We start from the raw sequence: 22777 nt of genomic DNA, 5'->3' as shown, positions 1-22777 counted from the left end.
GGTAGCCTCAGCTTGCCGCGAACTTCACCAGCTTGATCGCCTCGAAGTTCTGCACCCCGCCGCCGACGCGCTTGGTCGTGTAGAACAGCACGTAGGGCTTGGCGGAATACGGGTCGCGCAGCACGCGCACGCCCGTGCGGTCGACGACGAGATAGCCGGCGCGGAAGTCACCGAAGGCGATGGAGAAGCTGTCGGCCGCCACGTCCGGCATATCCTCGGCCTCCGCGATGGCAAAGCCCATCAGCGAGGCGGGCTGGCCGGGCGTTGCCGGCGGACGCCAGAGATAGTTGCCGTCCGCGTCCTTGAACTTGCGGATCGCGGCCTGCGTCTTGCGGTTCATTACGAAGCTGGCATTCTGCCGGTGCCCGGCCTTCAGCGCATAGATCGTGTCGATCAGCGTGTCGGACGGCCCGCTCGCCTTGAAGGCGCCGGCCGCGCCCGTCGCGACATAGCCGATATTGCCCCAGCTCCAGCTGGCATCCGCCACATTGGTATAGCTGAGGAAACCCTTCGGCTTGTTGGTGCCGTCGCCGGAGACGAAGGCCGTGCCCTCCTGCTCGCCGAAGACGATGTCGACCTCCGAGGCGATCCAGCTTTCCACGTCCACCGCCGCGTCGTCGAGCAGCGCGGCCGTCGCCGCCGGCATCGCATAGAGCTCCATGGTCGGGAAGGAGAGCTCGGCGAGCTGCGCGGTGTTGGTCTGCGGCCGCGAGGCCGTCTCCGCCACCCAGCCGCAGGCCATGCCGCTGGTCGCGAACGGCTTCTTCAGCACCGCGCCGGAGACCTGCCGCACGGTGGCGAGCGCCCGGATCGGCGAGGCGGCGGAAAGCCGGCGGCCGATCTCCGTGTCCGTCTCCGGCGGCACGAGATAGCCGCCGTCGGCCGCCGAGCCGATCGACATGGCCTTGCCCTCCAGCGCGCGCAGGGCGCTTTCGTCGCCCCGGCGCATATAGGCCGAGAAGGCCGCCTTGTGCTCGGCCGCCTCGAGGCTGCCCTCGCCGCCGCCGCCGAGCGCCGGTCGCGCCTTCTTCAGCGCCAGCCCGTCCAGCACGCGCTTGTGCTCGTCCATGGCGCGGTTGATGCGGTCAACCTTGTCGCGCGTCACCACGTCGGCGGTCATCTTCTGCTCGATCTCGCCGAGCCGGCGGTCGTTGTTTTCCTTGAAGGCTTCGAAGGTCTCCATGAAGTCTTCGAAGGCGGCGGTCATCGTTTCCGGCACCGCCTTGATTTCCGGCGCGGTCTTCTGCGTCTGCGTCATGTCTTCCTCTTCTCCGTTAGCGTTTCATCATCCGGGTCGCCCGGCGCATGATGCGCACGAGCTCCGTCTCGCGGTCGCGGAACCACCGCGCATTCTTCACGTTCGACACCCGCGCCGAGGGCAGCATGGGGAAGGTGACGATCGATATCTCCCAGAGGTCCGCCTCCAGGATGCGGCGCACGCCGCTGCCCCGCTCGGTCTTCGAGCGCACCGTCTGGAAGCCGATGGACAGGCCGTCGAGCGCGCCCGATTTCATGAGGTTCAGCACTTCGCGGGCCCGCGCCACGCCGGGCGAAAGCACGCCCTCGACATAGAGCCCGCGCGTGTCCTCGCGGATCGTGCGCCAGCGGCCGATCGGTTCGGCCGGATCGTGCTGGAACAGCATGCGCACGCCCGAGGGCCCGCGCTTTTCCAGCGAGTGGACGAAGGCGCCGGGCGCGATCGCGTCCTTGCCGAGGTCCACCTCGCCGAACAGGCTCGCATAGCCGGAAAACACCCCGTCGCCGGAAACGCCCTGGAGCGTCAGGTCGGCATATTTCTTCGTCCGCCAGACCGGCAGGTCGTCGGTTTTCATTGCTCTCTCCGATGGTTGGGAAAGGGGTTAGGCAGTAGGCAGTAGCCAATAGGGAACGGTGCCCCCTCAATCCCTACTGCCTACTGCCTATTGGCTATCGCCTACTGCCTCATCCGCTCCGCCAGCCGCGCCAGCACGCCGAGCCCCCACCAGGCCGAAAGGCTCGCCGCCGCCGATCCGGTCAGCAGCAATTCCGCCGGCCCGAGATAGCCCGCGATGCCGAGCCGGACCGCGATCCACAGCCCCGCCGGCCCGCCAAAGACGAGGCCGCAGGCAAGGCCGGTGAGGAACCGGCACGCCGCCTCGCGGCGGCTTTTCGGCAAGAGATAGATGAGCGAGACGGCCGCGCCCGCGGACGCGCCCAGCAGCCGGGCCGTCCACAGCCCGCCGTCGTTTCCGAAGTCAGCCATTGTTAAGCCTTTCAGATTATTATCGAAATCCAGAAGGGTCGGCCCAGGCGGCCGAAGGCGCGCCGGCACATGCAGGACCAGCGAGGGAAATCCTCGAATCCTATGAATCCTTTACGCCGCTTTTCTCGAAATCCGATTCAAGGACTTCACGGATCGAATCCGGCAGGCGGCAAGGTGATTCACATTCCCGGCCCAAGCGATTGTTTTATCGCTCAAATCTCTAGCCGGCGTTTACCCCCCTCTGGCCTGCCGGCCATCTCCCCCTCAAGGGGGGAGATTGGATGGAACAGCGTTTCGCGCATCTCCAGCGTCACAGATGAAGCAAGGCTCTCACTCCTTGCCGATCTCCCCCCTTCGAGGGGGAGATGCCCGGCAGGGCAGAGGGGGGTACAGCCACACCCGCATCGCCCCTCAATACCCCACCGCCCGCCGCTTCTCCTCGTCGGTCAGGAACCCCGCCGCCCCCACCCGCGCCCAAAGCTCCGAGCGCTCCGCCACCAGCCCGTTCACCTGGTCGAGATCCGGCACCAGACGCAGCGCCTCGCCGTCCTCGGAGAACCACACCGCGAAGGAGGCCGCCGTGCGGGCGACCAGCGGCAGCACGGTGAGCCGCCAGAAGGCGCGGTTGGCCTCCTGGTAGTTGGCATAGGTCGCGTCGCCTGGAATGCCGATCAGCATGGGCGGCACGCCGAAGGCGAGCGCGATGTCGCGCGCCGCGCCGTTCTTCGCCTCGACGAAATCCATCTCGCGGGGACTGAGCCCCATCGCCTTCCAGTCGAGCCCGCCCTCCAGCAGCATCGGCCGCCCGGCCCGCGCCGGCCCGGAATAGCCCTCCTCCAGCTCGCTCTTCAGCCGGTCGTACTGGTCGAGCGAGAGATTGCCGCCCTCCTTCGGCTGGTAGACCAGCGCGCCGGAGGGACGCGCCGAATTGTCGAGCAGCGCCTTGTTCCAGATCGCCGCCGCATTGGAGAGGTCGAGCGCCATGGAGGCCGCTTCCAGCGGCGCGAAGCCGAGCTGGTCGTCGAGCGGATGAAAGAGCCGGAGATGCAGGATCGCCTGCCCCTCGCCCGCCGCCCCGTCGCCCGCCATATGCCGGCGCACATGGTTGCCGGTGCGGTATTCGTAGGCCTCCGGCCAGCCGTCCCGCCCCTCAGGGATGCGCATCCGGTCGGGCCTGAGCAGATGCAGCTCGCGCAGCTCCTCGCCGATGCGCACGCCCTCGACAAAGGCATTGCCGGAGAGCATCAGGTGCCCGTAGAGCGTCTCGAAGAAATCCGTGCCCGCCATGCGCCCGTTCGGCCGGGAAAGCAGCGCCAGCCGGCCGTCGTCCGGCCGCTCCGCCTCGCCCTCATAGGCCAGCCATGGCACCGAGGCCGCCGCTTCCGCGATCATGCGCACCGCCCGGTGCGCCACCGGGTTCTTCATGAACCCCTCGCGCGACAGCGAGGCATAGGAACGGCTCGACCAGTGCGCCCGGCCCTCGGCCGTCAGCGCGAAAAAGCCCGACGCCTTGGTTTCCGCCGCCGCCTGGCGCCGCCGCGAAAGGAAGGATGGTAGCTTCATGATGTCCTCGGATCTTGTGAAAATGCGATTGTTCGCAGCAACCCGCCTTCTGCCCCGCCGGTCACTCGACAAACGGGCAAATGGAAAACGGAGGGCGCCTCCTGCCCCTTCTCCCCTCGGGGAGAAGGTCGCGGCAGCGGGATGAGGGGGATGCCGTAGACACCCCCTCATCCGACCCTGCGGGCCACCTTCTCCCCGAGGGGAGAAGGGAACAACCGCAACGCTGCGCCGACATGAAATGTCTTGCCTTCATAGAGCCTGCGGCAGCCGCACGGCAAAACGCCTGCTACCCGCCCAGCGCCGCCAGGAACGCCCGCCCGTAGCCCGCCACCCGCTCGGCGCGGTCGAGCCCGTTGATGATGCGCCGCGCACCGGCCCAGTCGGCGCGGGTCCCGCAAAAATAGTCGGCCAGCTTGTGCCCGGTGAAGGCGCCCTTCAGCATGCCGCAAAAAAGAATTTCCACCGACACCGCCATTTCCATCGCCCGTTCCGGCCGGGTGACGAGGTCGATGCCGGTGAGATCGGCCATGCGCCGGTAGTTCCGCCGGTGCGTCAGTTGCACCAGCCCCCGGCCGAGCCAGCTCGTGCCGTGCGGGTCGCGCCGCCAATAGGGCACGGCGACCTGCGGCAGGCGCCCTTGCGCATACGCCCGGTCGAGCCGCGCGATCGCCGCCCCGTCCGTCGCGGCGAAGGTCTCGCGCACCGGCTGCAGACGCCCGCCCGTCTCGTGATGGGCCGTCGCCAGCATATAGGCGAGGAAGCGCCGGTCGTCCGGCCCGCCGCCGCGCTCGAACCGGTCGAGCAGCGCCGTCAGTCCCTCCACCTGCCCGCCGCGCAGCCGCCCGCCATAGAGCGCTCCGCGCACGCCGTCGAAAAACGCCCTGCGTTCGATCATCGCCATGTTCCCTAAAGTTCTTGAGCCTTCCGCAATTCCGGACGCAAAACCGCTGCGCACTTTTGCTGGAATTGCCCTAGATTCCGCGCACCCGCGGTTCGCCCTGCCGGTCGATCACCAGCGCCGTCAGCGCCCAGACCAGCGCATCGAGCCGGTCCGGCGAGCGGCCGGAGGACAGCCCGTCCGGCCCGAAATCGCACATCTGGTCTTCCAGTTCGGCGAAGGCGCCGGCATGGGCCACCCGCCCCTGCTCGTAGAGCGCCGCAACCGGCTCGGCGCGCAGGAACTTGCCGCGCGTCGCCCGCACGGTCGAAACCGGCAGGTTGGCGTCGACGCTTCGCAGCATCGCCGTCACCATGTCGCCGCCCTGGTTGACCTCGGCGACCACCCGGTCGGCATTAAAGCGGCGGAAGGCGCGCACCACCGCGCCTGCCCAGCCCGCCGGGCTTGCACCCGTCACCGAACAGTCGGCCAGCACCACCGCACGCCCGTCGCCGTCCAGCCCCGCGACCACGATGCCGCAGACGGAGGCCGCGGACGCCGTCGCCGGCGGATCGACCGCCACGACGATGCGCGAGAGCGGTCCGGGCTGCCTGAGACGGATCGCCTCCAGCCGCGCCCGGTTCCACAGCGCGTCCTCGCGGTCGGCGATAAGTTCGCCGTCCAGCTCCTGCCGCCCGAGCCGCGTGCCGCCGTAGCGGTCCGCCATGGCCGTCAGGAACCCCGGCGACAAATTCTGCGCATTGTCCGAAGTCGCGATGCGCCGCACCGCTGTCTTCGGGTCGGCCGCCAGGGCCCGCAGCACCGGCACAGGGCGCGGCGTCGTCGTCACCAGCACGCGCGGATCGTCCCCGAGGCGAAGGCCGAACTGCAGCATGTCCCAAGTCTCCTGCGCATGCTTCCATTTGCCGAGCTCGTCGCACCAGGCGAAGTGGAACTGCGGTCCGCGCAGGCTTTCGGGATCTTCGGAGGAGAAGATCTGCCCGATCGAGCCGTTCGGCCAGACCAGCCGCCGGCGCGACGCCTCGAATTCCGGCCGCAAGCGCCCGGCGATCCGGCAGATGCCCGAAACGCCGTCGATCATCACCTCGCGCCCGTCGCCGAGCGTTTCGGCCACCAGCGCGATGCGGCTTTCCGGCCGCGCCAGCGCCAGCGCATGCACCCACTCCGCCCCCGCCCGCGTCTTGCCCGAACCGCGGCCGCCCATCAGCAGCCAGACCCGCCAGTCGCCCTCCGGCGGCAGTTGGGCCATGCGGTAGGTGAAGTGCCATTGGCGGGATTGTTCCGGCGTGCGGAAGCCGATCCGCTTTTGAGGATCAGCCGAAGGCCCAGCCCCGCCGGCAGGGCAATCGCCGATGAACTCCCCCTCTGCCTGCCGGCATCTCCCCCACAAGGGGGGAGAAAGGCTGGCAGCTTGGTTCTCCTGAAATTTTTCACGCCCAGCGCGCCGCGGGTTAAGCCCCTCCCCCTTGTGGGGAGGGGTTGGGGAGGGGTCTTCATCCCGGCAGGGGGATAAGGGGCACTCTTCACGGGCAACCACCGCTCCCCGCTGAGAAATATCTGCCTCAAGCGCATCTGCAACCTTGTCGAAATCCACCCGCGCCCGCTGTTCCTCGATCATCCGCAAACCCGCAGCCGCCTTCTTCATCGTCCTGTCGAGCCTGCGCCGGATCGCCCTCTGGGCAAGGAGATCGCTACGGCCCGCTTTCCGCTCGCGCGGCAGCATCGCCGCCAGCCCCGGCTTCCCGCATCCAGTCCTGTTTCGCGGCATTCAACCGATCCTTCACCCGTTCCTCGACAAGCCGGTCGAATTCCTCGATCAAGGCCGCCTCGTCCTCCAGTTCGCCGGCCGCGGCTTCCGCCTCGGCCCGCTCGGTGATCAGCGTGCGCTGCAGGCTGTCGATCTTCTCCAGCGTGCGCACGATCAGCGAGACCGCCTCGATCGCCGCCTTGGCGTCGGTCTGCGCCAGCTTGCGCGCGGCCTCGTCATCGGCGGCGTCCGCGTCGCGCTCGGCCAACGCCTTCTGGCTCTGGAAGCGCTGGAAGCGTTCGCGCAGCTCCTTGGTCATCTCCAGAAGCATGGCCTGCATGTCGAGGAAGGGGTCGCCCGGCGAAGCCGCCTTGGTGTCGAGCAGCAGCACCGCTCCGCCCGAAAAATCCGCCCGTCGCCCGGAAAGGCCGTCATAGGCCGCCGGTTCCGGCAAGACGCCGAAGAGGTCGAGATCGATCGCCAGGTCCGTTTCCATCGCCACACCCGAAAATGAAAAGGCGCCCGGTCCTGATGGAACGAGCGCCTGTCAAAATATTCCTGTCGAGCCGGCCGCGGGCGGATACCGCCAGACCTTCCAGCCTCCGAAAAGCCCGGCGATCCCTCCGCCCGCACCTTTCCGACTATGCCATAACCCTATCAGACGACCGTCACACCGTCAAGGACTATTTTCCTATTTTCTCGAAATCTTTTCGCCCCCTCGGTTCGGTGCTATGCTCTTTTCATGATATCCGAGGATCTCGTCGTCATGGCGCTCGGCATGCCCGGCGCTCAGGAAAGTGCCCATTTCGGGAAGCGTGACTTCCGGGTGGGCGAGCGGGTTTTCATGACCCTGCCGGAGCCCGGCCGCGCGGTCCTAAAGTTTACGCCCGACCAGCAGCTCCTCGTGCTGGAGACCGATCCGGGGCTCTGCGCGCCGGTGCCGGGCGGCTGGGGCCTCAAGGGCTGGACCTCGCTCTATTTCGACGGGGCGGACGGCGAGCGGGTGCGCGATCTCATCGGCACGGCCTGGCGCAATGTCGCGCCGAAGAAGCTGGTGAAGGCGAGCCTCCACTAACCTATTTCCCCTCGCCCACCTCCAGCGGCCAGGTGACGAGGTAGTCCTCGTAATCCTCGATATCGATGCCCTCCTCGCTCACCGTGCGCCCGCGCGCGGAAATGCCCGCCTGGTGCACCGTTTCAGGATCGCCCGAGACCAGCGGGTGCCACCAGTAGAGGTCGTGGCCGTCGCGCACGAGGCGATAGCCGCAGGTCGGCGGCAGCCAGGAGATCTTCGAGACGCTCTCGACGGTCAGGCGAATGCAGTCCGGCACGGTCGCCTGCCGGTTCTCGTAGTCCGAGCAGCGACAGCTTTCCCCGTCGAGCAGCACGCAGCGGATCGAGGTCCAGGCGATTTCCGCCGTCTCCCAGTCCTCCAGCTTGTTGAGGCAACAGAGCCCGCAGCCGTCGCAAAGGCTCTCCCACTCGGCGTCGTTCATCTCGGCGAGCGTCTTCGTCTTCCAGAACGGCAGGTCGTCGGGTTTTTGCGCATTCTTCGTCATCATGCCCGACCCCTGAACCCCTCGGGCCCAAAGGTCAAGAGCCGCCGGCGGTAACCCTTCCCGGCAAATTCCGTGTCGCCGCCTTCAAAAGACTGATATCGTGCCAGAATAAACCGGTGGTGAGAGGACGTTAACCGGAGACGGGCAGTGTCACGGCGCCCGTGCCGAGGAACGCAAGAGACCGCGATCGTGGAAGACGACAGCCAGAAGACCGAAACCCCGCGCCGCCGCAAGCGGCACTTCCTCCTGCGGATCGATTCCTGGATCGATTCCACGGTCTGGAACGCCGGTTTCCGCGCCGCCGAAATCTGGGAGGAGATCACCATCTTCTTCCGCCGCTTCCACGTCAAAGGCTGGAAGAAGGCCGTCTTCGAAGTGGCCGGCGAAGGCATGAACCTCGGCACGGCCGGCTTCGTGCTGCTGCTGGCGCTGGCGCTGCCGGCCTTCGAGGAGACCAAGGGCGACTGGCGCGCCCAGAGCGATTTCGCCGTCACCTTCCTCGACCGCTACGGCAACGAGATCGGCCATCGCGGCATTATCCACGAGGATTCCGCCCCTATCGACGAACTGCCTGATCACCTGATCAAGGCGGTGCTGGCGACCGAGGACCGCCGTTTCTTCAGCCATTTCGGCATCGATTTCCTCGGCCTTGCCCGCGCCATGAACGAGAATGCGCGCGCCGGCGGCGTCGTGCAGGGCGGCTCCACGCTCACCCAGCAGCTCGCCAAGAACCTGTTCCTGTCGAACGAGCGCACCATCGAACGCAAGATCAAGGAGGCCTTCCTCGCCCTCTGGCTGGAAGCGAACCTCTCCAAGAAGGAGATCCTGCGCCTCTATCTCGACCGCGCCTATATGGGCGGCGGCACCTTCGGCGCGGCGGCGGCGGCGCAGTTCTACTTCGGCAAGAACGTCACCGATGTGAACCTTGCCGAATCCGCCATGCTGGCCGGCCTCTTCAAGGCCCCCGCCCGCTACGCCCCGCACGTCAACCTTCCGGCCGCGCGCGCCCGCGCCAACGAGGTCCTGACCAACCTCGTGCAGGGCGGGCTGATGACCGAGGGCCAGGTGATCGCCGCGCGGCGCAATCCCGCCACCGTCATCGACCGCAACGAGAAGACGGCGCCGGATTTCTTCCTCGACTGGGCCTTTGAGGAGGTCCAGCGCATCGCAAAGCCCTTCGCCCAGCACTCGCTCATCGTGCGCACGACCATCGACATGGGCCTGCAGGCCGCCGCCGAGGAGGCGGTGGAAAGCGGCCTGCGCCAGTACGGCGAAAGCTACCGCGTCAAGCAGGGCGCGCTGGTGATGGTGGAGAACGGCGGCGCCGTGCGCGCCATGGTCGGCGGGCGCGACTATGGCGAAAGCCAGTTCAACCGCGCGACAAGGGCGCTGCGCCAGCCAGGCTCGTCCTTCAAGGCCTATACCTATGCCGCGGCCATGGAGGCCGGCATGACGCCCGAGACGACGATCGTCGATGCGCCGATCAGCTGGAACGGCTGGTCGCCGCAGAACTACGGCCGCAGCTATTCGGGCCGCATCTCGCTGATGACGGCGATGGCCAAGTCGATCAACACGGTGCCGGTGCGCCTTGCCAAGGACAAGCTCGGCACCAAGCGCATCGCCGAAACCGCCAAGGAGATGGGCGTGGAGACGCCGATCCGCACCGACAAGACCATGCCGCTCGGCACGTCGGAGGTCACCGTGCTCGACCAGGCGACCGCCTATGCCGTCTTCCCTGCCGGCGGCATGCAGTCGCGCCGCCACGGCATCAGCCAGATGCTCAACTACGACGGCGATATCCTCTACGATTTCGGCCGTGACGAGCCGCCTGCCCGGCATATCCTGTCGGATGCGGCCAATGCCTCGATGAATAAGATCTTCGTCACCATTCCCGTCAGCGGCACGGCGCGGCGCGGCGCGCTCGACCGGGGCATCGTCTCGGGCGGCAAGACCGGCACGACGCAGGCCTACCGCGACGCCTGGTATGTCGGCTTCACCGGCAACTATACAACGGCCGTCTGGTTCGGCAACGACGACTACACGTCGACGAACAACATGACCGGCGGCTCGCTGCCCGCCATGACCTTCAAGCGGCTGATGGACTATGCCCACCAGGGCATCGAGCTGCGCCCCATTCCCGGCATCGAGAACCCGCTGCCCGACGGCACGAAGGCCACTGAGGTCGCCGCGACCCCGAGCGACGAGAACGCGCTTCCCGCGCTCGTCCGTCCCCGTTCGCTCTCGGCGGACGTCACGAAACTCCTGAAGGATGTCGCCCGCCAGTTCAACGAAGCAAAGCCGCTCAAGGCGGACGGCCGCGTGGCCGCGCTTGACGGCACCGTTTCGAACCGGACAGAGTGACGGAAAGCTGATTCCAACGGTTGACCGTCTTGTTCCGCACTCCCCTCGTCATCGCCACAGCGCTCGCCGTCGCCTTCGGCCTCGGCATCCTGAGCTCGGTCTACGCGCTGAGGGCGACCGTCGGCTTCGGCGCCATCGCGCTCGGGCCGTGGACGGCCTTCCCGGCCGCCCAGACGGTCGATGCCGATCCCTACGCCAAGGCCCACCGCGCGCGCGACGGCAAGCTGCTGCTCGGCGGGGCCGAGGGCCTGACCTTCACGGCCGCCCGGGACAGCGACAACCGCACGCTCGTCGCAAACTGCCGCTATGAGATCGCCGGCATCACGCCCCCTGCCCGCCTCTGGACGCTGCATGCGGCCGACCGCGACGGCAACCCGCTCGACGGTGCCCGCCCGGGCCTGCCGACCGGCCTCAACGCCTGGTCGGTGCTGCGCGGCGGCGACAGCAATTTTTCGATCCGCATCGCCTCCTCGGCGACGTCGGGCAACTGGCTGGCGGTTCCCGAGGGCCGGGCGTCGTTCCTTCTGGTCATGACGCTGCTCGACACGCCCACCGCCGGCAGCTCCGGCGTCATCGACCTTGCCATGCCCGGCATCAAGCGGCTGGACTGCGCCGATGCGTAGCTTCCTCTATGCCATCGCCGTCGGCCTCGTCGGCGCGGCGCTGCTCCATATCGTCATCATCCTCTCGCTGCCGAGCTTTACTGGCCGCGACGCCTATACGCGCGTGCAGACCCTCGGCGAGGCGAACCGCTTCTTCCCGCTGGCCAATGCCGCGGTGGGGCTGGCGCCGATCAACGACGATCCGGCGATGAAGACCGCCGTGTGCACCTTCTCGGTGGAAAACGGCCCGATCCGGCTCTTTGCCGAGGGCGACGTGCCCTTCTGGTCGCTCGCCGTCTATGACAGCGCCTCCAACGAGGTCTTCAGCATGAACGACCGCACCTCGGTATCCGGCGCGCTCGACACGCTCGTCGCAACGCCCATCCAGCTCATCGGCATCCGCAAGGCGGTGCCGGCGGAACTGGAACAGTCGATCCTGGTGGAGATGCGGGGAGATGAGGGCTACGCCGTCCTGCGCACCTTCGTGCCGACGGAAAGCCGTGAGGAAGCGGCGACTGCCTTCCTCGCCGACGCGAGCTGCGAGCCCTTCCCGGCCGAACAATAGGTAGCCGCCCGGGCGCCCCAGGGCTATCGCATATGAACAGGGAGCTTGCGTCTTGCCCCTTCTCCCCGGCGGGGAGAAGGTCGCGGCAGCGGGATGAGGGGGTGGCGCAGACGCTGAGAGGTCGTGCAAGCCCCCTCATCCGACCCTTCGGGCCACCTTCTCCCCTTGGGGGAGAAGGGGAAACCCGCAACGCTGTGTCATAGGCGATCGCTCTGCCTCAAGGGGGGAGACGTGAGAGGCAGCGGCGTTCTGCCCTCCCTATCCACCGTGGCGCGCAAAGGCACACGCCGCCCATCGCTGCCGCGTAGCGACCGGCAAGGTCTTACGGCCGGCGGGCCGTATCGGGGGTGCCGCGCTTGGTCGTCTTGCGCGCCGCAAGCATTGCGGGCGTCAGGCGCTCGTAGCGCACACCGGTAAACAGCAATATCTGGGCCGGAGCCTCAGGGCGAATGGTATCGCGTCTCGGCGTTCGCGCGAGCCATTCCGTCAATCGTACCACGTCTGCCATTCTCGCCTCCAAAAGAAGAATCGAGACGGATGAAGTACTGCTACAAATCTCACCCTGCCCGTTGAGCGGGCCGGTGCATCCGGTTCCGTCACCCGGATGCGACATGAGCTGATGTCATCCCTGTCGCATACGGGTGGAAAACGGCGATACGGAACCAGAAGTTTCCCCTTCACGGGAAGTTGTCTGGCGGCCGTCCGGTATCCGGAACATCGCACCTTTCCCTGCAAAGCGGTAGCGCCTTCCGGCGAATAACCGCTTCCATGGTCGAATCATATCACGCGAAACGCAAATGACGAGCCGAACCATGTCCCCAAAACTAACGACGATCGGGTTAACATGCTGTTAACACTAACGTGAACAGGCGCTTTGCGCTGTTCCCTGCGGCACAGGGAAAAAGAACGGCCATCGTCCCGATCCGGCACGCCCACGCTCAGCCGGCGCCTGCAACCCCGGCGACACTGCCTTGTAAACATTGCGGTTTCCGCGCGAGCAAGGTTAACGGCTCGCTAACGTTTTTCCTCTACTTTTCATGAACGACAATGGGGATCTGCAGGGGGCTGCCGGTCCGGGGATGACAGGTGTTTTGTGGCGGACAGGTTTCGCGAACTGGAGAGACCGCAAGCCGGGCGGCCGAAGGACATCGTTCTGATGGCCACGGTTTCCAGCTTCGAGAGCCTGCGTTTTCCGTCCAGATCGGACCTGCGCCAGTTCGGCGAGCTCTTCGAACAGCTTTATAGCGCTTCCACGGAGGAAGCGCGCCGGCAGGCCGTCGCCGCCCTGTCGCGCTGCCCGCAGGTGCCGGAGGAGACCGCCCTCTTCATCGCCCGCCAGCCGATAAGCACCGCCGCCATCTTCCTCATGGGCTCCAGGGCGATAGACGACGGTGTGCTGCTGCGCATCCTGCGCGCGACCGGCCCCGACCATGCCCGCGCCATCGGCCGGCGCGACGACCTTTCGCCCATCATCATCGAGGCGCTGGTCGGCACGCACCAGGAGCATGCCAGCCGCCGCACCGGCGAGGAGCGCGAGGCCGTCCTTCAGGAAGCCGCGCGGCTGGAGCGGGAAGAGCAGATGCGCGACGAACTGCGTGCGCTGGTACGCGCGGCGACGCCGCAGGTCGAGGCCCCGCCTCGCCTTGAACCCGCGACCGGCATGCACCAGATACTGTTCGTGCGCTTCGCGCGCGCCGGCGAGGTGGGCATGATCGCCGTGACGCTCGCCGACGCGCTCGCCTCCAGCCAGTGGCTTTCGGAGCGCATTCTTCTCGACGTCTCGGGACGGCAACTGGCCGAGACGCTGGTGGCGCTCGACGTTCCCTCCGCCGACAGCCTGTTCGTGCTGCAGAACATCTATCCACACCTTGCCGATGGCGGCGCGGATGCGCTGCTTGCCGCGCTGGATCCGGCCGAGGCGATCCGCCGGGTCGAGAGCTGGCAGCGGGCGGACCGCTACACGAACGGCGACGGCCGGCCGAGAGCGGCCAACGGCGACAGCGCCCCGGCCGAACAGGATCGCCAGCGCGCCGCCGGCTGATCAGCCCATGCGCGGGCATCCTCCGCCAACAGACCGCCTTGCTTGTTTTCCAGACTTGTCGGATGCTTGCAGGTCTCGCTTCTTCAGAAATGGCATTCGAATCCCATGAACGACAAAATCTTCGACACCCTGACCGGCATGTATTTCACGGTCGACGATCCCGATGGCAGCTACGGAACCGGCCAGGTCATCCGCCTTGCCGCAGAGGGCATCTACTTCGTCCGCTTCGACGGCAACGAGGTGACGCTGCCCCTGGAACTGGTCTCCATCGGCGAGATGCTGGAGACCACGGAGGAGGAATACAAGCTGTGGCGGTTCTTCGACACGATCGAGGAACGGGACAAGTGGATCGACTGGCTGGACGCGCCGTCCAAGCCGCGTGTCATCTCCCTTGTAAGGCCGACCAAGTAACGGTTTCCCATCTCCCCGTGCCGCCTCATCGCATCCTGCGGGGATCGAATCAGCGGGGTTGTGCGTTATGGCCCGGAAGATAGCTCTTTGTGTCCTGATCCTCGTCGGCGCCTATGTCTGCTTCTGGGCGGCGTGGACGTGGTTTTGAGGGCTCAAGACAATGTCGGGAGATTGGAAATGAACGACGACCTTATTGCAGGCCTGAACGCGTTCAGCGACCGCCTGAACCAACGCGCACGCGCCCTCTCGCACAAGCACCAGGACGACGACACCGCCTTGCTGATGCAGGGCCTGGCGATCACCATGGAGGCCGTCCGCTCCCTCGGCGTCGTCGTCAACCGGCTCGACGGGATACCCGGCTACGGACGCGACGGCGCGTGAAAGGGAGCCACCCGCAGGCGGAAGGAGAAAGACCCTCTCTGCCTGCCGGCATCTCCCCCACAAGGGGGGGAGAAAGGCTGGCAGCCTGCTCTTCATTTCTCTTTTTACGCCGAGCGTGCCGCGCGTTAAGTCCCTCCCCCTTGTGGGGAGGGATTTAGGGAGGGGTTTTCCCGAAAGCTATAAAATTAGAAAAAACTAATTCAATCATGAACGGTTACGGAACAAGTGCCGCCCGTTTCACGAATTGTCGCGCCGCACTAATCCTTTTGGGTGAAGGGCCGGCTTTGTCTAGAGGACCCGGCGCCGGGCCGGAACGCGAACGGCATCGTCCTCGCGGCGCTCGGCCGTAAGCGCGGCCAGGAGGGTCGCGACGAACATTCCCGAAATCAGCAGTGCAAGGGCAGGCAGCACGATAAACATGGGGCGTTCCTCCAGGGCGTTGGCCACAGGCCGCTGCCTGTGTGCCCCGTTGTCCCATGGCGCGGCGCGCCGCGCTGTTCCCGCCGGAACAGCAGGACTAACGCCGGAAGAACCCGTCGTCATCAGGCTCTGCGCCGGCAAATTCGATCAGGTCGCCGAGATCGTCGGTCTCGATGGACACGACCCAGAGATCGCCGTCGAAGCGGCGCTCGCGCGCGATCGCCTCGGCCACCGCGCCGGCGCCCACCCGCGCCAGCCGCGTCTCGAACAGCCGCCGGCCGCTGTCGTCCTCGTCGAAGAAGCTCTGCGGCGCCGGTGCATGCAGGCTCTCGGTCCCATCGCGAAAGACCTGCCGCACGAACACCGCCCCCGCCTCTTCCGCGCCCTTCGCCTCCACGGCGGCGAAATCGCCGCACGCGAAGACGCGGCGCATCAGGGCGGAAACGAAGATGTCGGTACGAAGGCGCATCAGGCCGGCATACACGGCGCCGGGTGGCGGGGCAATGCCGGCGCTACAGCGCGCCGATATCCTTGAGCTTGGCGAGCACCAGCTCGTTGGGCTCGCCGGTCACCGGCAGGCGGTAATGCTTCTCGAAATGGCGGATCGCGGTGCGCGTCTTCTCGCCGATCAGCCCGTCCACGGCGATGTCGGTATAGGCGATGTTGCTGAGACCCTTCTGGATCTTCATCACCAGCTCGCTCGGGACCGGCCTTGCCACGGCGGAGGTGACGGCGGGATCGGCCTCGGCCTCCATGATCGCGGCGGCGACCGGGTCGGCTTCCGCCTCGGCCTGCGTCTGCGCCGGCTGCCTCTCGATGACCTTCGCCACCTCGTCGAAGGGCCGGTCGGCCGGCGTCACGTCGGTGACCTCGGGCAGTTCCTGCCCCTCCTCCTCGCGCTCGATGACGAAGGTCGTCACGTCGTGCGGTTCGGGCTTGGTGGCGCTGAAACCGAGCGAATTGTCGGCCGAGCGCATCTTCAGGAACGGCGACGGATGGCCGCCGGGCTGGTACCAGAGCGCATTGGCCGCGACGAAGGAGAAGACGACGAGGAAGGCGCAGGTGCCGCCGACGGTGCTTGGATGGCGCGCCGCCAGCCCGCCGAGCGCGGCAAGCCCCGTCATCACAATGTTGGGCCGCCGCTGCGGCTGGGGGCGCGCGCCGGACCGGCCCTTGCGGGCCTGGCCCTGGGGCCGCCGCTCAGGCTGTCTTCTGACGTGCGCGTTCATCTTGCGTGTCCTTGCCATCCATCGACGGCTGGTAAACGGTCTCCATGTCCACCGCAAGGCGCGGCGGGAAATCGACGGTGGACGACGGCGCCATGCCGGGCTCGCCCTCACCTGAAACGCCGGAACCGTCGGCCGGCACGCGGATGGTGATGACGGTGCCCTCGCCCGGCTTGCTGTGGATGGCGAAGCTGCCGCCGTGCAGCGCCACGAGGCCCTTGACCAGCGAGAGGCCGAGGCCGGTGCCCTCGTACTTGCGGGTATATTCGTTCTGCACCTGCATGAACGGCTGGCCGATCAGCGCCAGCTTGTCGGCCGGGATGCCGATGCCGGTGTCGCTGACGATAAGCAGCAGGTCCTTGCCCTCGCGCGCCGCATCGATGGTGACGATGCCGCCGCGGTCGGTGAACTTGATGGCGTTGCCGACGAGGTTGATGAGGATCTGCTGGATCGCCCGCTGGTCGGCCACCGCCTCGCCGATGGCGCGCGGCACGCGGCTCGTCAGCTTGATGCCCTTGTCGCGCGCCTGAAGGCCGAGCATCTGCTCGCAGGCCCGCACGCTGTCGGCGACGATGAAGGGCTCCGTCAGCAGCTCGTAGCGGCCGGCCTCGATCTTCGAGACGTCAAGCATGGTGTTGACCACCGACAGGAGGTGCGAGCCCGACTGGTGGATCAGCGCCACATATTCGCGCTGGCGGTCGTTCTCCAGCTTGCCGAAATATTCGCCCGAAAGGATATCCGAGAAGCCGAGGATGGCGTTCAGCGGCGTGCGCAGCTCGTGGCTGACGGCGGCGAGAAAGCGGGTCTTGGCGTCGTTGGCCGATTCGGCTTCCGCGGCCTTGCGGACATTCTCGTTCCTCAGCTTCGCCTCGTCGGAAATGTCACGCGACTGGGCGACGACCGCGGCAAGCGCGCCGTCCGGGCCGGCCAGCGCCGTCATCTCCACGCGCATGTGCACGAACTGCTCGGCGTCCGCCTCCATGCGCGGACGGTCGATGCGGATGTCCACGGTCTCGCGCGCGCCGCCCTGGCGCAGGCGGTCGATCGCGGCAAGGAAGCCGAGCCGGTCGGAAACGTGGATCTGGTCGAGATAGCCGCGGCCTGCGGGGTCGCGCATCCAGGTCAGCATGTCGGCGCGGTCGCGGCCGTGCACGGCGGTCACGAAGCCGCGCGCATCGTGCAGCGTCACGAGGCCCGCGAAGAGATCATAAGGAGAGGTCGCGGGCGGCGCGGCGTTGGCCAGTTCTTCGGCAAAGGTCCGCGCCGGGAGGGGCTTGGGCTGGCGCACCGAGGTCGCGGCGGCGGCAAGCAGCGCACCGGTGCCGGCAAGCGCGACACCGGCCGGCAAGGCGGCGGAGGCGGGCATGACGGCGGAAAGGGCGAGCGGCAGGCCGGGCACGGCGGCGAGCAGCGCCAGCGTCGTCGCGCGCAGCGACGCGGAGGGGCGCTCGGCGGCTGCGCCCATGCCAGCAACGCCCGCAACGGCGCCCAGGCGGGCTGCCATTCTGTCAGCGATGGTGGTCAATTGGCGCAACGCGAAACCCTGTCGTTCATGTTCTTTTCTGTGAGCCCAAAATCGCATCGGCGACTTAAGGAAAGAATAAACGGGAGGGGCCGGAAAGGGCCGAAAAAGCCCCAAAAGTCCCATTTCGGGTCAATCCAAAGGCCATTCGTCCGGCGTGGTTAACGGGGCGTAAGCGCCTCATTTTGCGGCATTTTTCTGTTCATATTAACTTCTTGGGCAGCGTGCCGCAAACCGCCTTCCCGGCATTCCGGGCACTGCCACCGGCAAGCCCTGCCTTCATCCTTAACGCGGTTCGCTAAAATCTGCCTCAAATGCCGGTAAAGTGCGGATTAGGTCGCATTTTAATCAAAACTGGGCAAAACCCGAGTGATTCCAGCAAAGGGGAATTTCCTTCCGCCCCCTATTCTCGCATCAACGGTTCGCCAAGGACCAAACAAGCCGAAGGCCGCAAAGAGCCGAGGCCCTATAATGAGGATGGCAAGCGATGTGGTTTCTGATCAAGGGAACGTTCTGGTTCTCGATGGTTCTCGTGCTGCTCCCCTTCCTGGACGCGGAATCCTCCGCGAAGCTGGAAAGGGGCCCGACCGTCGAGATCGGCGATACGTTCAGCGCCGCAAGCGAGGCGTTCGGCTATGTGACGGCGATGTGCCTGGAGAAGCCTGACGTCTGCGAGAAGGGTGCGGAAACCTTCGTCGCCCTCGGCCACCGGGCCCGCGAGGGCGCCCGCATCGCCTACCAGTTCCTCGATACCCAGTTTGCCGAAGAGGGCGCCGATGTCGCCAAGGCCGATCCGGAGAAGAAGGAAGCGCTCGGCCAGCCGCTTCCGGCCGTCGCCGAAGTCGATGCCGACGACGAGGTCATCACCGGCACCGTCGCCATTCCGACCCGCCGCCCCGCCCACAAGGGCTGAGCCCCCGATACTGCCTTAAAGTTTCTGCCTGCCTCACTCGTTGCCCTGCAACCGCCGTATGGACCTTATCCATACGGCGTTTCTTTTTGTCCGGACGGATTCCGGTTCAAATCCGGGGCGCGCTCCCCTATATGAAGACAAATGTCCGCACACGGAAATCCCATGGCCACGCTTCAGCAGATCATCGACGACTTCGCTTTCCTCGACGAGTGGGAGGACCGCTACCGCTATGTCATCGAGCTCGGCAAGGCGCTGCCGGACCTGCCGGAGAGCGCGCGCACCGCGCAAAACAAGGTGCAGGGCTGCGCCAGCCAGGTCTGGCTCGTCAGCCGCACCGGCGAGGGCGGCGATCCGGTGATGACCTTCGAGGGCGATTCCGACGCCCATATCGTGCGCGGCCTCGTCGCCATCGTGCTCGCCATCTATTCCGGCAAGCGCGCCTCCGAGATCGCCGGCCTCGACGCCATCGACACGTTCAACGAGATCGGCCTCGTCGAGCACCTCTCCTCCCAGCGCGCCAACGGCCTGCGCTCGATGGTCAAGCGCATCCGCGAAGAGGCGGCGGTGAAGGTCGCGGCCTGAGCGGGTTTTTTCTGAAGTACTTTCGTTAACCGGAAGACCCCTCCCTAAATCCCTCCCCACAAGGGGGAGGGACTTAACGCGCGGCACGCTCGGCGTAAAAAGAGAAATGAAGAGCAGGCTGCCAGCCTTTCTCCCCCCTTGTGGGGGAGATGCCGGCAGGCAGAGAGGGCTTTTCGAGCCACTTGCGCTGTCGTCATTCTTCAGCGCGAAGCACCCAATTCCGGCCGATACCCCTCCGCGCCCCAGGCGTGCGACGAGCGCGAAGGGCGGGCGGGCGGGGCGTAGTGGCGGGCGAGCGCCATCAGTGCGGCGCGCAGCATGAGCTTTGCCGAGCGCGCCGGCCATTGCCGTTCGCGCTCCACCGTCTCCAGCCCCTTCATGAAGCAGCAGACGTCGAGCGCGACGCCGGATAGTTCCGGGCCGATCGCCTCGACGGCGCGGGCGACGCGCAGCCGCGCGGCAAGCGCCGTGTCGGTGAGTTCGCGCGCCGCGCCCGCCTCCCCCTTCTGGCGGCCGGCGATGCGCGGCTCGAAGGACATGGTCATGCGCGGCTGGAGACCGCCGCGGGTGAAATCCGCATGCAGCCGATCGCCGGCCGCAATAGCGCTCTCGGGCAGGTAGCGCTCGCCCGTCTTCTCCTTCAGCCGCGCAAGGCCCGCCAGCGGCGATTCCAGCCGGTTGGAAACGACCGTCTCCCTCGCCCCGTCGCGCAGGATCGTCACCGCGGCGAGATCCCGGTGCTGGTCGGCGAAGGTCGTTTCCGCCGCGCAAAGCCGGCGCTTCAGATATGCGCGCGCCTCGGCGGTCGCGGCGAGCCGGTCGCCCCTGCGGCAAACCAGGCCGAGACGCACGGCCTCCGCCAACACCGCCGGGGACAGCGACTGCACCCGCCCGTCCCGCGCGCTCAGCTCGTCATCGCCGGCAAGGGACGCCTCCCCGCTTGCCAGCAGGAAACGCAGGAGCTTTGCCAGTTCGCCATCCTTCTTCTTGTCCACGCTCTCACTCATGGCTGCCGATCCCCGCCGGACCGAAGACGGACAGCACGACGCGCTCGATGGTCGAGACGAAGGCGTCGAAGGAGGCGTCGTCGCGGCGGTCCTCCACCACGTTGCAGGCATGGCTGACGGTGGTGCGGTCGCGCCCGAAGGCCGCGCCGATATCCGACAGCGACAGGCCCAGCACGACATGGGAGACATACATGGCGATCTGGCGCACATGGCAGGTGGAACGGCGGCCGTCGCGGCGCCAGAGCGGCCGGTCACTGGCCATCGCCATCATCTCCAGCGTGAGCTGGCGCACGATGCGGCAGGCGATCGAGGGCGGCACGTTGGGCGCCTCCGGCATGTCCATCGTCCGGCGCACCGGCGGCGGCCCCTCGCCCGGCGCGCCGCTCTTGGTCTCGGGCGCCGGATCGGCGCCTGGGACGAGCCGAGGGAAAGACCGCCGGTGGGGGACGATGAACTGGTGCATGACTGGCCACTCCGTTTATAGGAATTTATTCATACACCCTAGAGGACAAGTGGGGATGAATGAAGCGCCCAGCCACAACTTTTCCTTGAATTTTTTAACAAATTTCCGACAGATATCCCCGTTCTAGGCTTTTTTTCCTCATTCCAGAACCAATCATTCCCCGCCCGCAACGCAAAAAGGCCGGAACCTTGCGGCTCCGGCCTTCCGATCTGGCGGCGAATGCGGTGCTTACTTGCCCTTGCGGCGCTGGCCTAGGCCCATTTCCTTGGCGAGGCGCGAGCGGGCTTCGGCATAGGCCGGAGCGACCATCGGGTAATCGGCCGGCAGGTCCCACTTCTCGCGGTACTCTTCCGGGGTCATGCCGTAGTGGGTCATCAGGTGGCGCTTCAGCGACTTGAACTTCTGGCCGTCTTCGAGACAAATGATGTAGTCGTTCTGCACCGACTTCTTCACCGGCACCGGCGGCTTCGGCTTTTCCGCGACGACGGGCGCCTCGACGGCGGCGGCCGGCTGCGTCGTGTTGTTCAGCGCTGCATGCACGTCGGCGATCAGGCCCGGCAGCTCGGAAACCGGCACGACATGATTGCCGACATAGGCGGCGACGATATCGGCAGTCAGTTCGACGAGCAGGTTGGAGCCGGCGCCAAGGGTTGTTTCGGTCATTTCTTTCTCCTGTCGGACAATACAGCGGTCGATGGCCCCACCCATCGACCTGGCGATTAAACTTCAGGTAAAGCCTTGCTCAAGCTGATTGCGCGGCGCGAAAATGCTCTGGAGCGCGATGCCCGTCGGTTCGACGGCATTGTTCTCTAATATAACTTTTCACCAAGGCGGCTGCTGCTTTCACCGAATCTCTTGGCCATTATATATACCGCGAAGGCACGATTATGGCACCAACTCAACTTAAACAGGAAAACCACACGCAAGCTAAATCAACGCGAATGCTTTACTTCACCTTGAAATATCATTCCGTCTAACCATGTCCAGTATTATTTTAAGAATACAAACTTCCATTTTCAAAGAAGCTGATCTACCGGCCGAAATTCAACCGATACTATAAAATTTAGGGGTAGGAATTTCAACGGAATGTCAACGCTTCTTGGCGTTGCGTTCGCGTGCGGCGCGCATGTCGTCGATGACGGTGAGGCGCGTCAGGCGATAGCCGGCGCCATGCGCGGCCTTCGCCACCAGATGGGCGGCGACCGGCGCGGTCAGCACGAAGAAGACGAAGCCGGCCAGCGCCCGCGTGAGGATCGCAGGGTCCTCAGCATGGATGCCGGCGGCAAAGAGCATGAGGCCCGAGCCCACCGTGCCGGCCTTGGAGGCCGCATGCATGCGGGTATAGACATCCGGCAGGCGCACGATGCCGAGCGCCGCGAGGAAGGTGAAGACGCCGCCTGCCACCAGCATGGCGCCGACGACGAGCGCAAGAGCGAGATCCATCATCGGCGTGCCCTTCCCTTCCTGCCCTGCCGGCCGCGGGGCGGCGGCGGGGGGCCCGTTTCCTCTTCCGCTTCCGGCTCCATGCCCTGGCGCATCACGAAGCGCGCGAACGCCACGGTTGCAAGGAAGCCGACGAGGCCGAGCGCGATGGCGATGTCGATATAGAGGTTGAAGCCGGTCCTGATCGCGATGACGGCGATGAAGCCGATGGCGATGGCCACCAGCATGTCGAGCGCCACGATGCGGTCCGGCAGCGTCGGCCCCTTGACGACGCGCCAGGCCGTCAGGAAGAAGGCGGCGCACATCAGGAAGAGCGCGATCGTCACGGCGGCGGAAATGACGGTTTCAGCGCCCATCAGCGAAAGGCCTCCAGGATCTTCTTCTCGAAGCCGCCGGCGATGTCGCGGCGGATGCCGACCGGATCGGAGCAGTCGAGCGCGTGCACGTAGAGCACCGTCCGGTCCTCGGAGACGTCGACGGAGAGCGTGCCCGGCGTCAGCGTGATGAGGTTGGCGAGCAGCGTGATCTCGAAATCCCGGTCCACCGTCAGCGGGAAGGCGAAGATGCCGGGCTTCAGCGCCATTTTCGGGCTCGCCACCAGCACCGCGACCTTGAAGGCCGACAGCGCCAGTTCCTTGATGAACAGCAGGACCAGCGACAGGAGCTTCAGCGGGCGGATGCGCCGTCCGTCGGGCTGGATATGGCTGCGGATCAGGAGCAGCGACAGCGCGCCGGCGATGATGCCGAGCAGCAGATTGGGAATGGTGAAGCTGCCCGAGACGGCAAGCCAGACGAGGGCGAAGACGGCGATGATGGCAGCGGGCCGCATGG

28 protein-coding genes are annotated in these 22777 nt (G+C 66.3%); 9 read left to right on the top strand and 19 right to left on the bottom strand.

Translation table 11 applies throughout. The features are described 5' to 3' along the window. Window positions 1–7: 7 nt before the first annotated feature. The 7 genes from Q9316_RS05550 to Q9316_RS05520 all read right to left on the bottom strand — a co-directional run bounded on the left by Q9316_RS05550 (window position 8) and on the right by Q9316_RS05520 (window position 6946). Window positions 8–1258, bottom strand: a complete 1251-nt coding sequence (locus tag Q9316_RS05550; protein ID WP_306034233.1) for a phage major capsid protein — start codon at window positions 1256–1258, stop codon at window positions 8–10. 16 nt (window positions 1259–1274) lie between these two features. Beyond that, entirely contained in the window at window positions 1275–1832 is a 558-nt protein-coding gene (locus Q9316_RS05545; protein ID WP_306034232.1) for an HK97 family phage prohead protease, read from the bottom strand. A gap of 101 nt (window positions 1833–1933) precedes the next feature. Then, entirely contained in the window at window positions 1934–2242 is a 309-nt protein-coding gene (locus Q9316_RS05540) for a DUF6107 family protein (protein WP_306034231.1), read from the bottom strand. 411 nt (window positions 2243–2653) lie between these two features. Then, window positions 2654–3805: a phage portal protein gene (locus Q9316_RS05535; protein ID WP_306034230.1), complete on the bottom strand. Its 1152-nt coding sequence runs from the start codon at window positions 3803–3805 to the stop codon at window positions 2654–2656. A 286-nt stretch (window positions 3806–4091) separates the two neighbouring features. Continuing rightward, a complete protein-coding gene (locus Q9316_RS05530; protein WP_306034229.1) occupies window positions 4092–4706 on the bottom strand; it encodes a hypothetical protein in 615 nt (204 codons plus the stop codon). 70 nt (window positions 4707–4776) lie between these two features. Further along, complete coding sequence (locus Q9316_RS05525) at window positions 4777–6003, bottom strand: DNA-packaging protein (protein WP_306035224.1); 1227 nt, start codon at window positions 6001–6003, stop codon at window positions 4777–4779. A gap of 391 nt (window positions 6004–6394) precedes the next feature. Beyond that, window positions 6395–6946 (bottom strand): hypothetical protein, encoded by a 552-nt coding sequence (locus tag Q9316_RS05520; protein ID WP_306034228.1) that lies wholly within the window; start codon window positions 6944–6946, stop codon window positions 6395–6397. A gap of 246 nt (window positions 6947–7192) precedes the next feature. On the opposite strand from Q9316_RS05520, the gene Q9316_RS05515 reads away from it, so the two are divergent. Next, on the top strand, window positions 7193–7525 hold the full coding sequence (locus Q9316_RS05515) for an MmcQ/YjbR family DNA-binding protein (protein WP_306034227.1): 333 nt from the start codon (window positions 7193–7195) through the stop codon (window positions 7523–7525). A gap of 1 nt (window position 7526) precedes the next feature. Here Q9316_RS05515 and Q9316_RS05510 read toward each other — a convergent pair whose 3' ends face one another. Then, window positions 7527–8009 carry a YcgN family cysteine cluster protein gene (locus Q9316_RS05510; protein ID WP_371877992.1) on the bottom strand — a complete coding sequence of 161 codons (483 nt, stop codon included), beginning with the start codon at window positions 8007–8009 and terminating at the stop codon, window positions 7527–7529. Between the two features lie 189 nt (window positions 8010–8198). Between Q9316_RS05510 and Q9316_RS05505 the strand changes: the two genes are divergently transcribed. Genes Q9316_RS05505 through Q9316_RS05495 form a run of 3 tightly spaced genes read left to right on the top strand, consistent with a single transcriptional unit; the run spans window position 8199 to window position 11537 of the window. Next, on the top strand, window positions 8199–10370 hold the full coding sequence (locus Q9316_RS05505) for a transglycosylase domain-containing protein (protein ID WP_306034225.1): 2172 nt from the start codon (window positions 8199–8201) through the stop codon (window positions 10368–10370). A 29-nt stretch (window positions 10371–10399) separates the two neighbouring features. Then, window positions 10400–10993, top strand: coding sequence for a DUF1214 domain-containing protein (locus Q9316_RS05500; RefSeq protein ID WP_306034224.1), 594 nt, complete (start codon window positions 10400–10402; stop codon window positions 10991–10993). Then, window positions 10986–11537 carry a DUF1254 domain-containing protein gene (locus tag Q9316_RS05495; RefSeq protein ID WP_306034223.1) on the top strand — a complete coding sequence of 184 codons (552 nt, stop codon included), beginning with the start codon at window positions 10986–10988 and terminating at the stop codon, window positions 11535–11537. Before Q9316_RS05500 ends, Q9316_RS05495 begins: the two co-directional genes overlap by 8 nt. A gap of 322 nt (window positions 11538–11859) precedes the next feature. Here the strand turns inward: Q9316_RS05495 and Q9316_RS05490 are convergent, their stop codons facing one another. Continuing rightward, on the bottom strand, window positions 11860–12045 hold the full coding sequence (locus tag Q9316_RS05490; RefSeq protein ID WP_306034222.1) for a hypothetical protein: 186 nt from the start codon (window positions 12043–12045) through the stop codon (window positions 11860–11862). A gap of 648 nt (window positions 12046–12693) precedes the next feature. Here Q9316_RS05490 and Q9316_RS05485 point away from each other — a divergent pair. The 3 genes from Q9316_RS05485 to Q9316_RS05475 all read left to right on the top strand — a co-directional run bounded on the left by Q9316_RS05485 (window position 12694) and on the right by Q9316_RS05475 (window position 14370). Then, complete coding sequence (locus Q9316_RS05485) at window positions 12694–13578, top strand: hypothetical protein (protein WP_306034221.1); 885 nt, start codon at window positions 12694–12696, stop codon at window positions 13576–13578. A gap of 105 nt (window positions 13579–13683) precedes the next feature. After that, on the top strand, window positions 13684–13989 hold the full coding sequence (locus Q9316_RS05480; RefSeq protein ID WP_306034220.1) for a hypothetical protein: 306 nt from the start codon (window positions 13684–13686) through the stop codon (window positions 13987–13989). Between the two features lie 177 nt (window positions 13990–14166). Continuing rightward, the gene (locus Q9316_RS05475) at window positions 14167–14370 is read left to right on the top strand and encodes a hypothetical protein (protein WP_306034219.1); all 204 of its coding nucleotides are present in this window, start codon (window positions 14167–14169) and stop codon (window positions 14368–14370) included. Between the two features lie 288 nt (window positions 14371–14658). Here Q9316_RS05475 and Q9316_RS05470 read toward each other — a convergent pair whose 3' ends face one another. The 4 genes from Q9316_RS05470 to Q9316_RS05455 form a co-directional block, all read right to left on the bottom strand. Continuing rightward, the gene (locus Q9316_RS05470) at window positions 14659–14790 is read right to left on the bottom strand and encodes a hypothetical protein (RefSeq protein WP_306034218.1); all 132 of its coding nucleotides are present in this window, start codon (window positions 14788–14790) and stop codon (window positions 14659–14661) included. Window positions 14791–14887: 97 nt separating this feature from the next. After that, a complete protein-coding gene (locus Q9316_RS05465) occupies window positions 14888–15259 on the bottom strand; it encodes a DUF1491 family protein (RefSeq protein WP_306034217.1) in 372 nt (123 codons plus the stop codon). A gap of 43 nt (window positions 15260–15302) precedes the next feature. Next, a complete protein-coding gene (locus Q9316_RS05460; RefSeq protein WP_306034216.1) occupies window positions 15303–16019 on the bottom strand; it encodes a peptidoglycan-binding domain-containing protein in 717 nt (238 codons plus the stop codon). After that, on the bottom strand, window positions 15991–17520 hold the full coding sequence (locus tag Q9316_RS05455) for a sensor histidine kinase (protein WP_371877961.1): 1530 nt from the start codon (window positions 17518–17520) through the stop codon (window positions 15991–15993). Before Q9316_RS05455 ends, Q9316_RS05460 begins: the two co-directional genes overlap by 29 nt. 505 nt (window positions 17521–18025) lie before the next feature. Here Q9316_RS05455 and Q9316_RS05450 point away from each other — a divergent pair. Then, entirely contained in the window at window positions 18026–18451 is a 426-nt protein-coding gene (locus Q9316_RS05450; RefSeq protein ID WP_306034215.1) for a DUF5330 domain-containing protein, read from the top strand. Window positions 18452–18613: 162 nt separating this feature from the next. Beyond that, complete coding sequence (locus tag Q9316_RS05445) at window positions 18614–19033, top strand: SufE family protein (RefSeq protein ID WP_306034214.1); 420 nt, start codon at window positions 18614–18616, stop codon at window positions 19031–19033. Between the two features lie 200 nt (window positions 19034–19233). Here Q9316_RS05445 and Q9316_RS05440 read toward each other — a convergent pair whose 3' ends face one another. The 6 genes from Q9316_RS05440 to Q9316_RS05415 all read right to left on the bottom strand — a co-directional run bounded on the left by Q9316_RS05440 (window position 19234) and on the right by Q9316_RS05415 (window position 22775). Continuing rightward, entirely contained in the window at window positions 19234–20040 is an 807-nt protein-coding gene (locus tag Q9316_RS05440) for a DUF6456 domain-containing protein (protein WP_306034213.1), read from the bottom strand. Continuing rightward, the gene (locus Q9316_RS05435) at window positions 20033–20503 is read right to left on the bottom strand and encodes a helix-turn-helix domain-containing protein (RefSeq protein WP_371877960.1); all 471 of its coding nucleotides are present in this window, start codon (window positions 20501–20503) and stop codon (window positions 20033–20035) included. Before Q9316_RS05435 ends, Q9316_RS05440 begins: the two co-directional genes overlap by 8 nt. A gap of 228 nt (window positions 20504–20731) precedes the next feature. Then, window positions 20732–21166 (bottom strand): MucR family transcriptional regulator, encoded by a 435-nt coding sequence (locus Q9316_RS05430; protein ID WP_306034212.1) that lies wholly within the window; start codon window positions 21164–21166, stop codon window positions 20732–20734. A gap of 426 nt (window positions 21167–21592) precedes the next feature. Further along, a complete protein-coding gene (gene mnhG / locus Q9316_RS05425) occupies window positions 21593–21946 on the bottom strand; it encodes a monovalent cation/H(+) antiporter subunit G (protein WP_371877991.1) in 354 nt (117 codons plus the stop codon). After that, window positions 21946–22302, bottom strand: coding sequence for a cation:proton antiporter (locus Q9316_RS05420; protein ID WP_306034210.1), 357 nt, complete (start codon window positions 22300–22302; stop codon window positions 21946–21948). The genes mnhG and Q9316_RS05420 overlap by 1 nt, the downstream gene beginning before the upstream one ends. Continuing rightward, on the bottom strand, window positions 22302–22775 hold the full coding sequence (locus Q9316_RS05415; protein ID WP_306034209.1) for a Na+/H+ antiporter subunit E: 474 nt from the start codon (window positions 22773–22775) through the stop codon (window positions 22302–22304). The genes Q9316_RS05420 and Q9316_RS05415 overlap by 1 nt, the downstream gene beginning before the upstream one ends. Window positions 22776–22777 lie beyond the last annotated feature (2 nt).

Source organism: Shinella zoogloeoides, from assembly GCF_030733845.1.
Lineage (GTDB): Bacteria > Pseudomonadota > Alphaproteobacteria > Rhizobiales > Rhizobiaceae > Shinella > Shinella zoogloeoides_C.
This window is presented reverse-complemented; position numbering and strand designations above follow the sequence as displayed.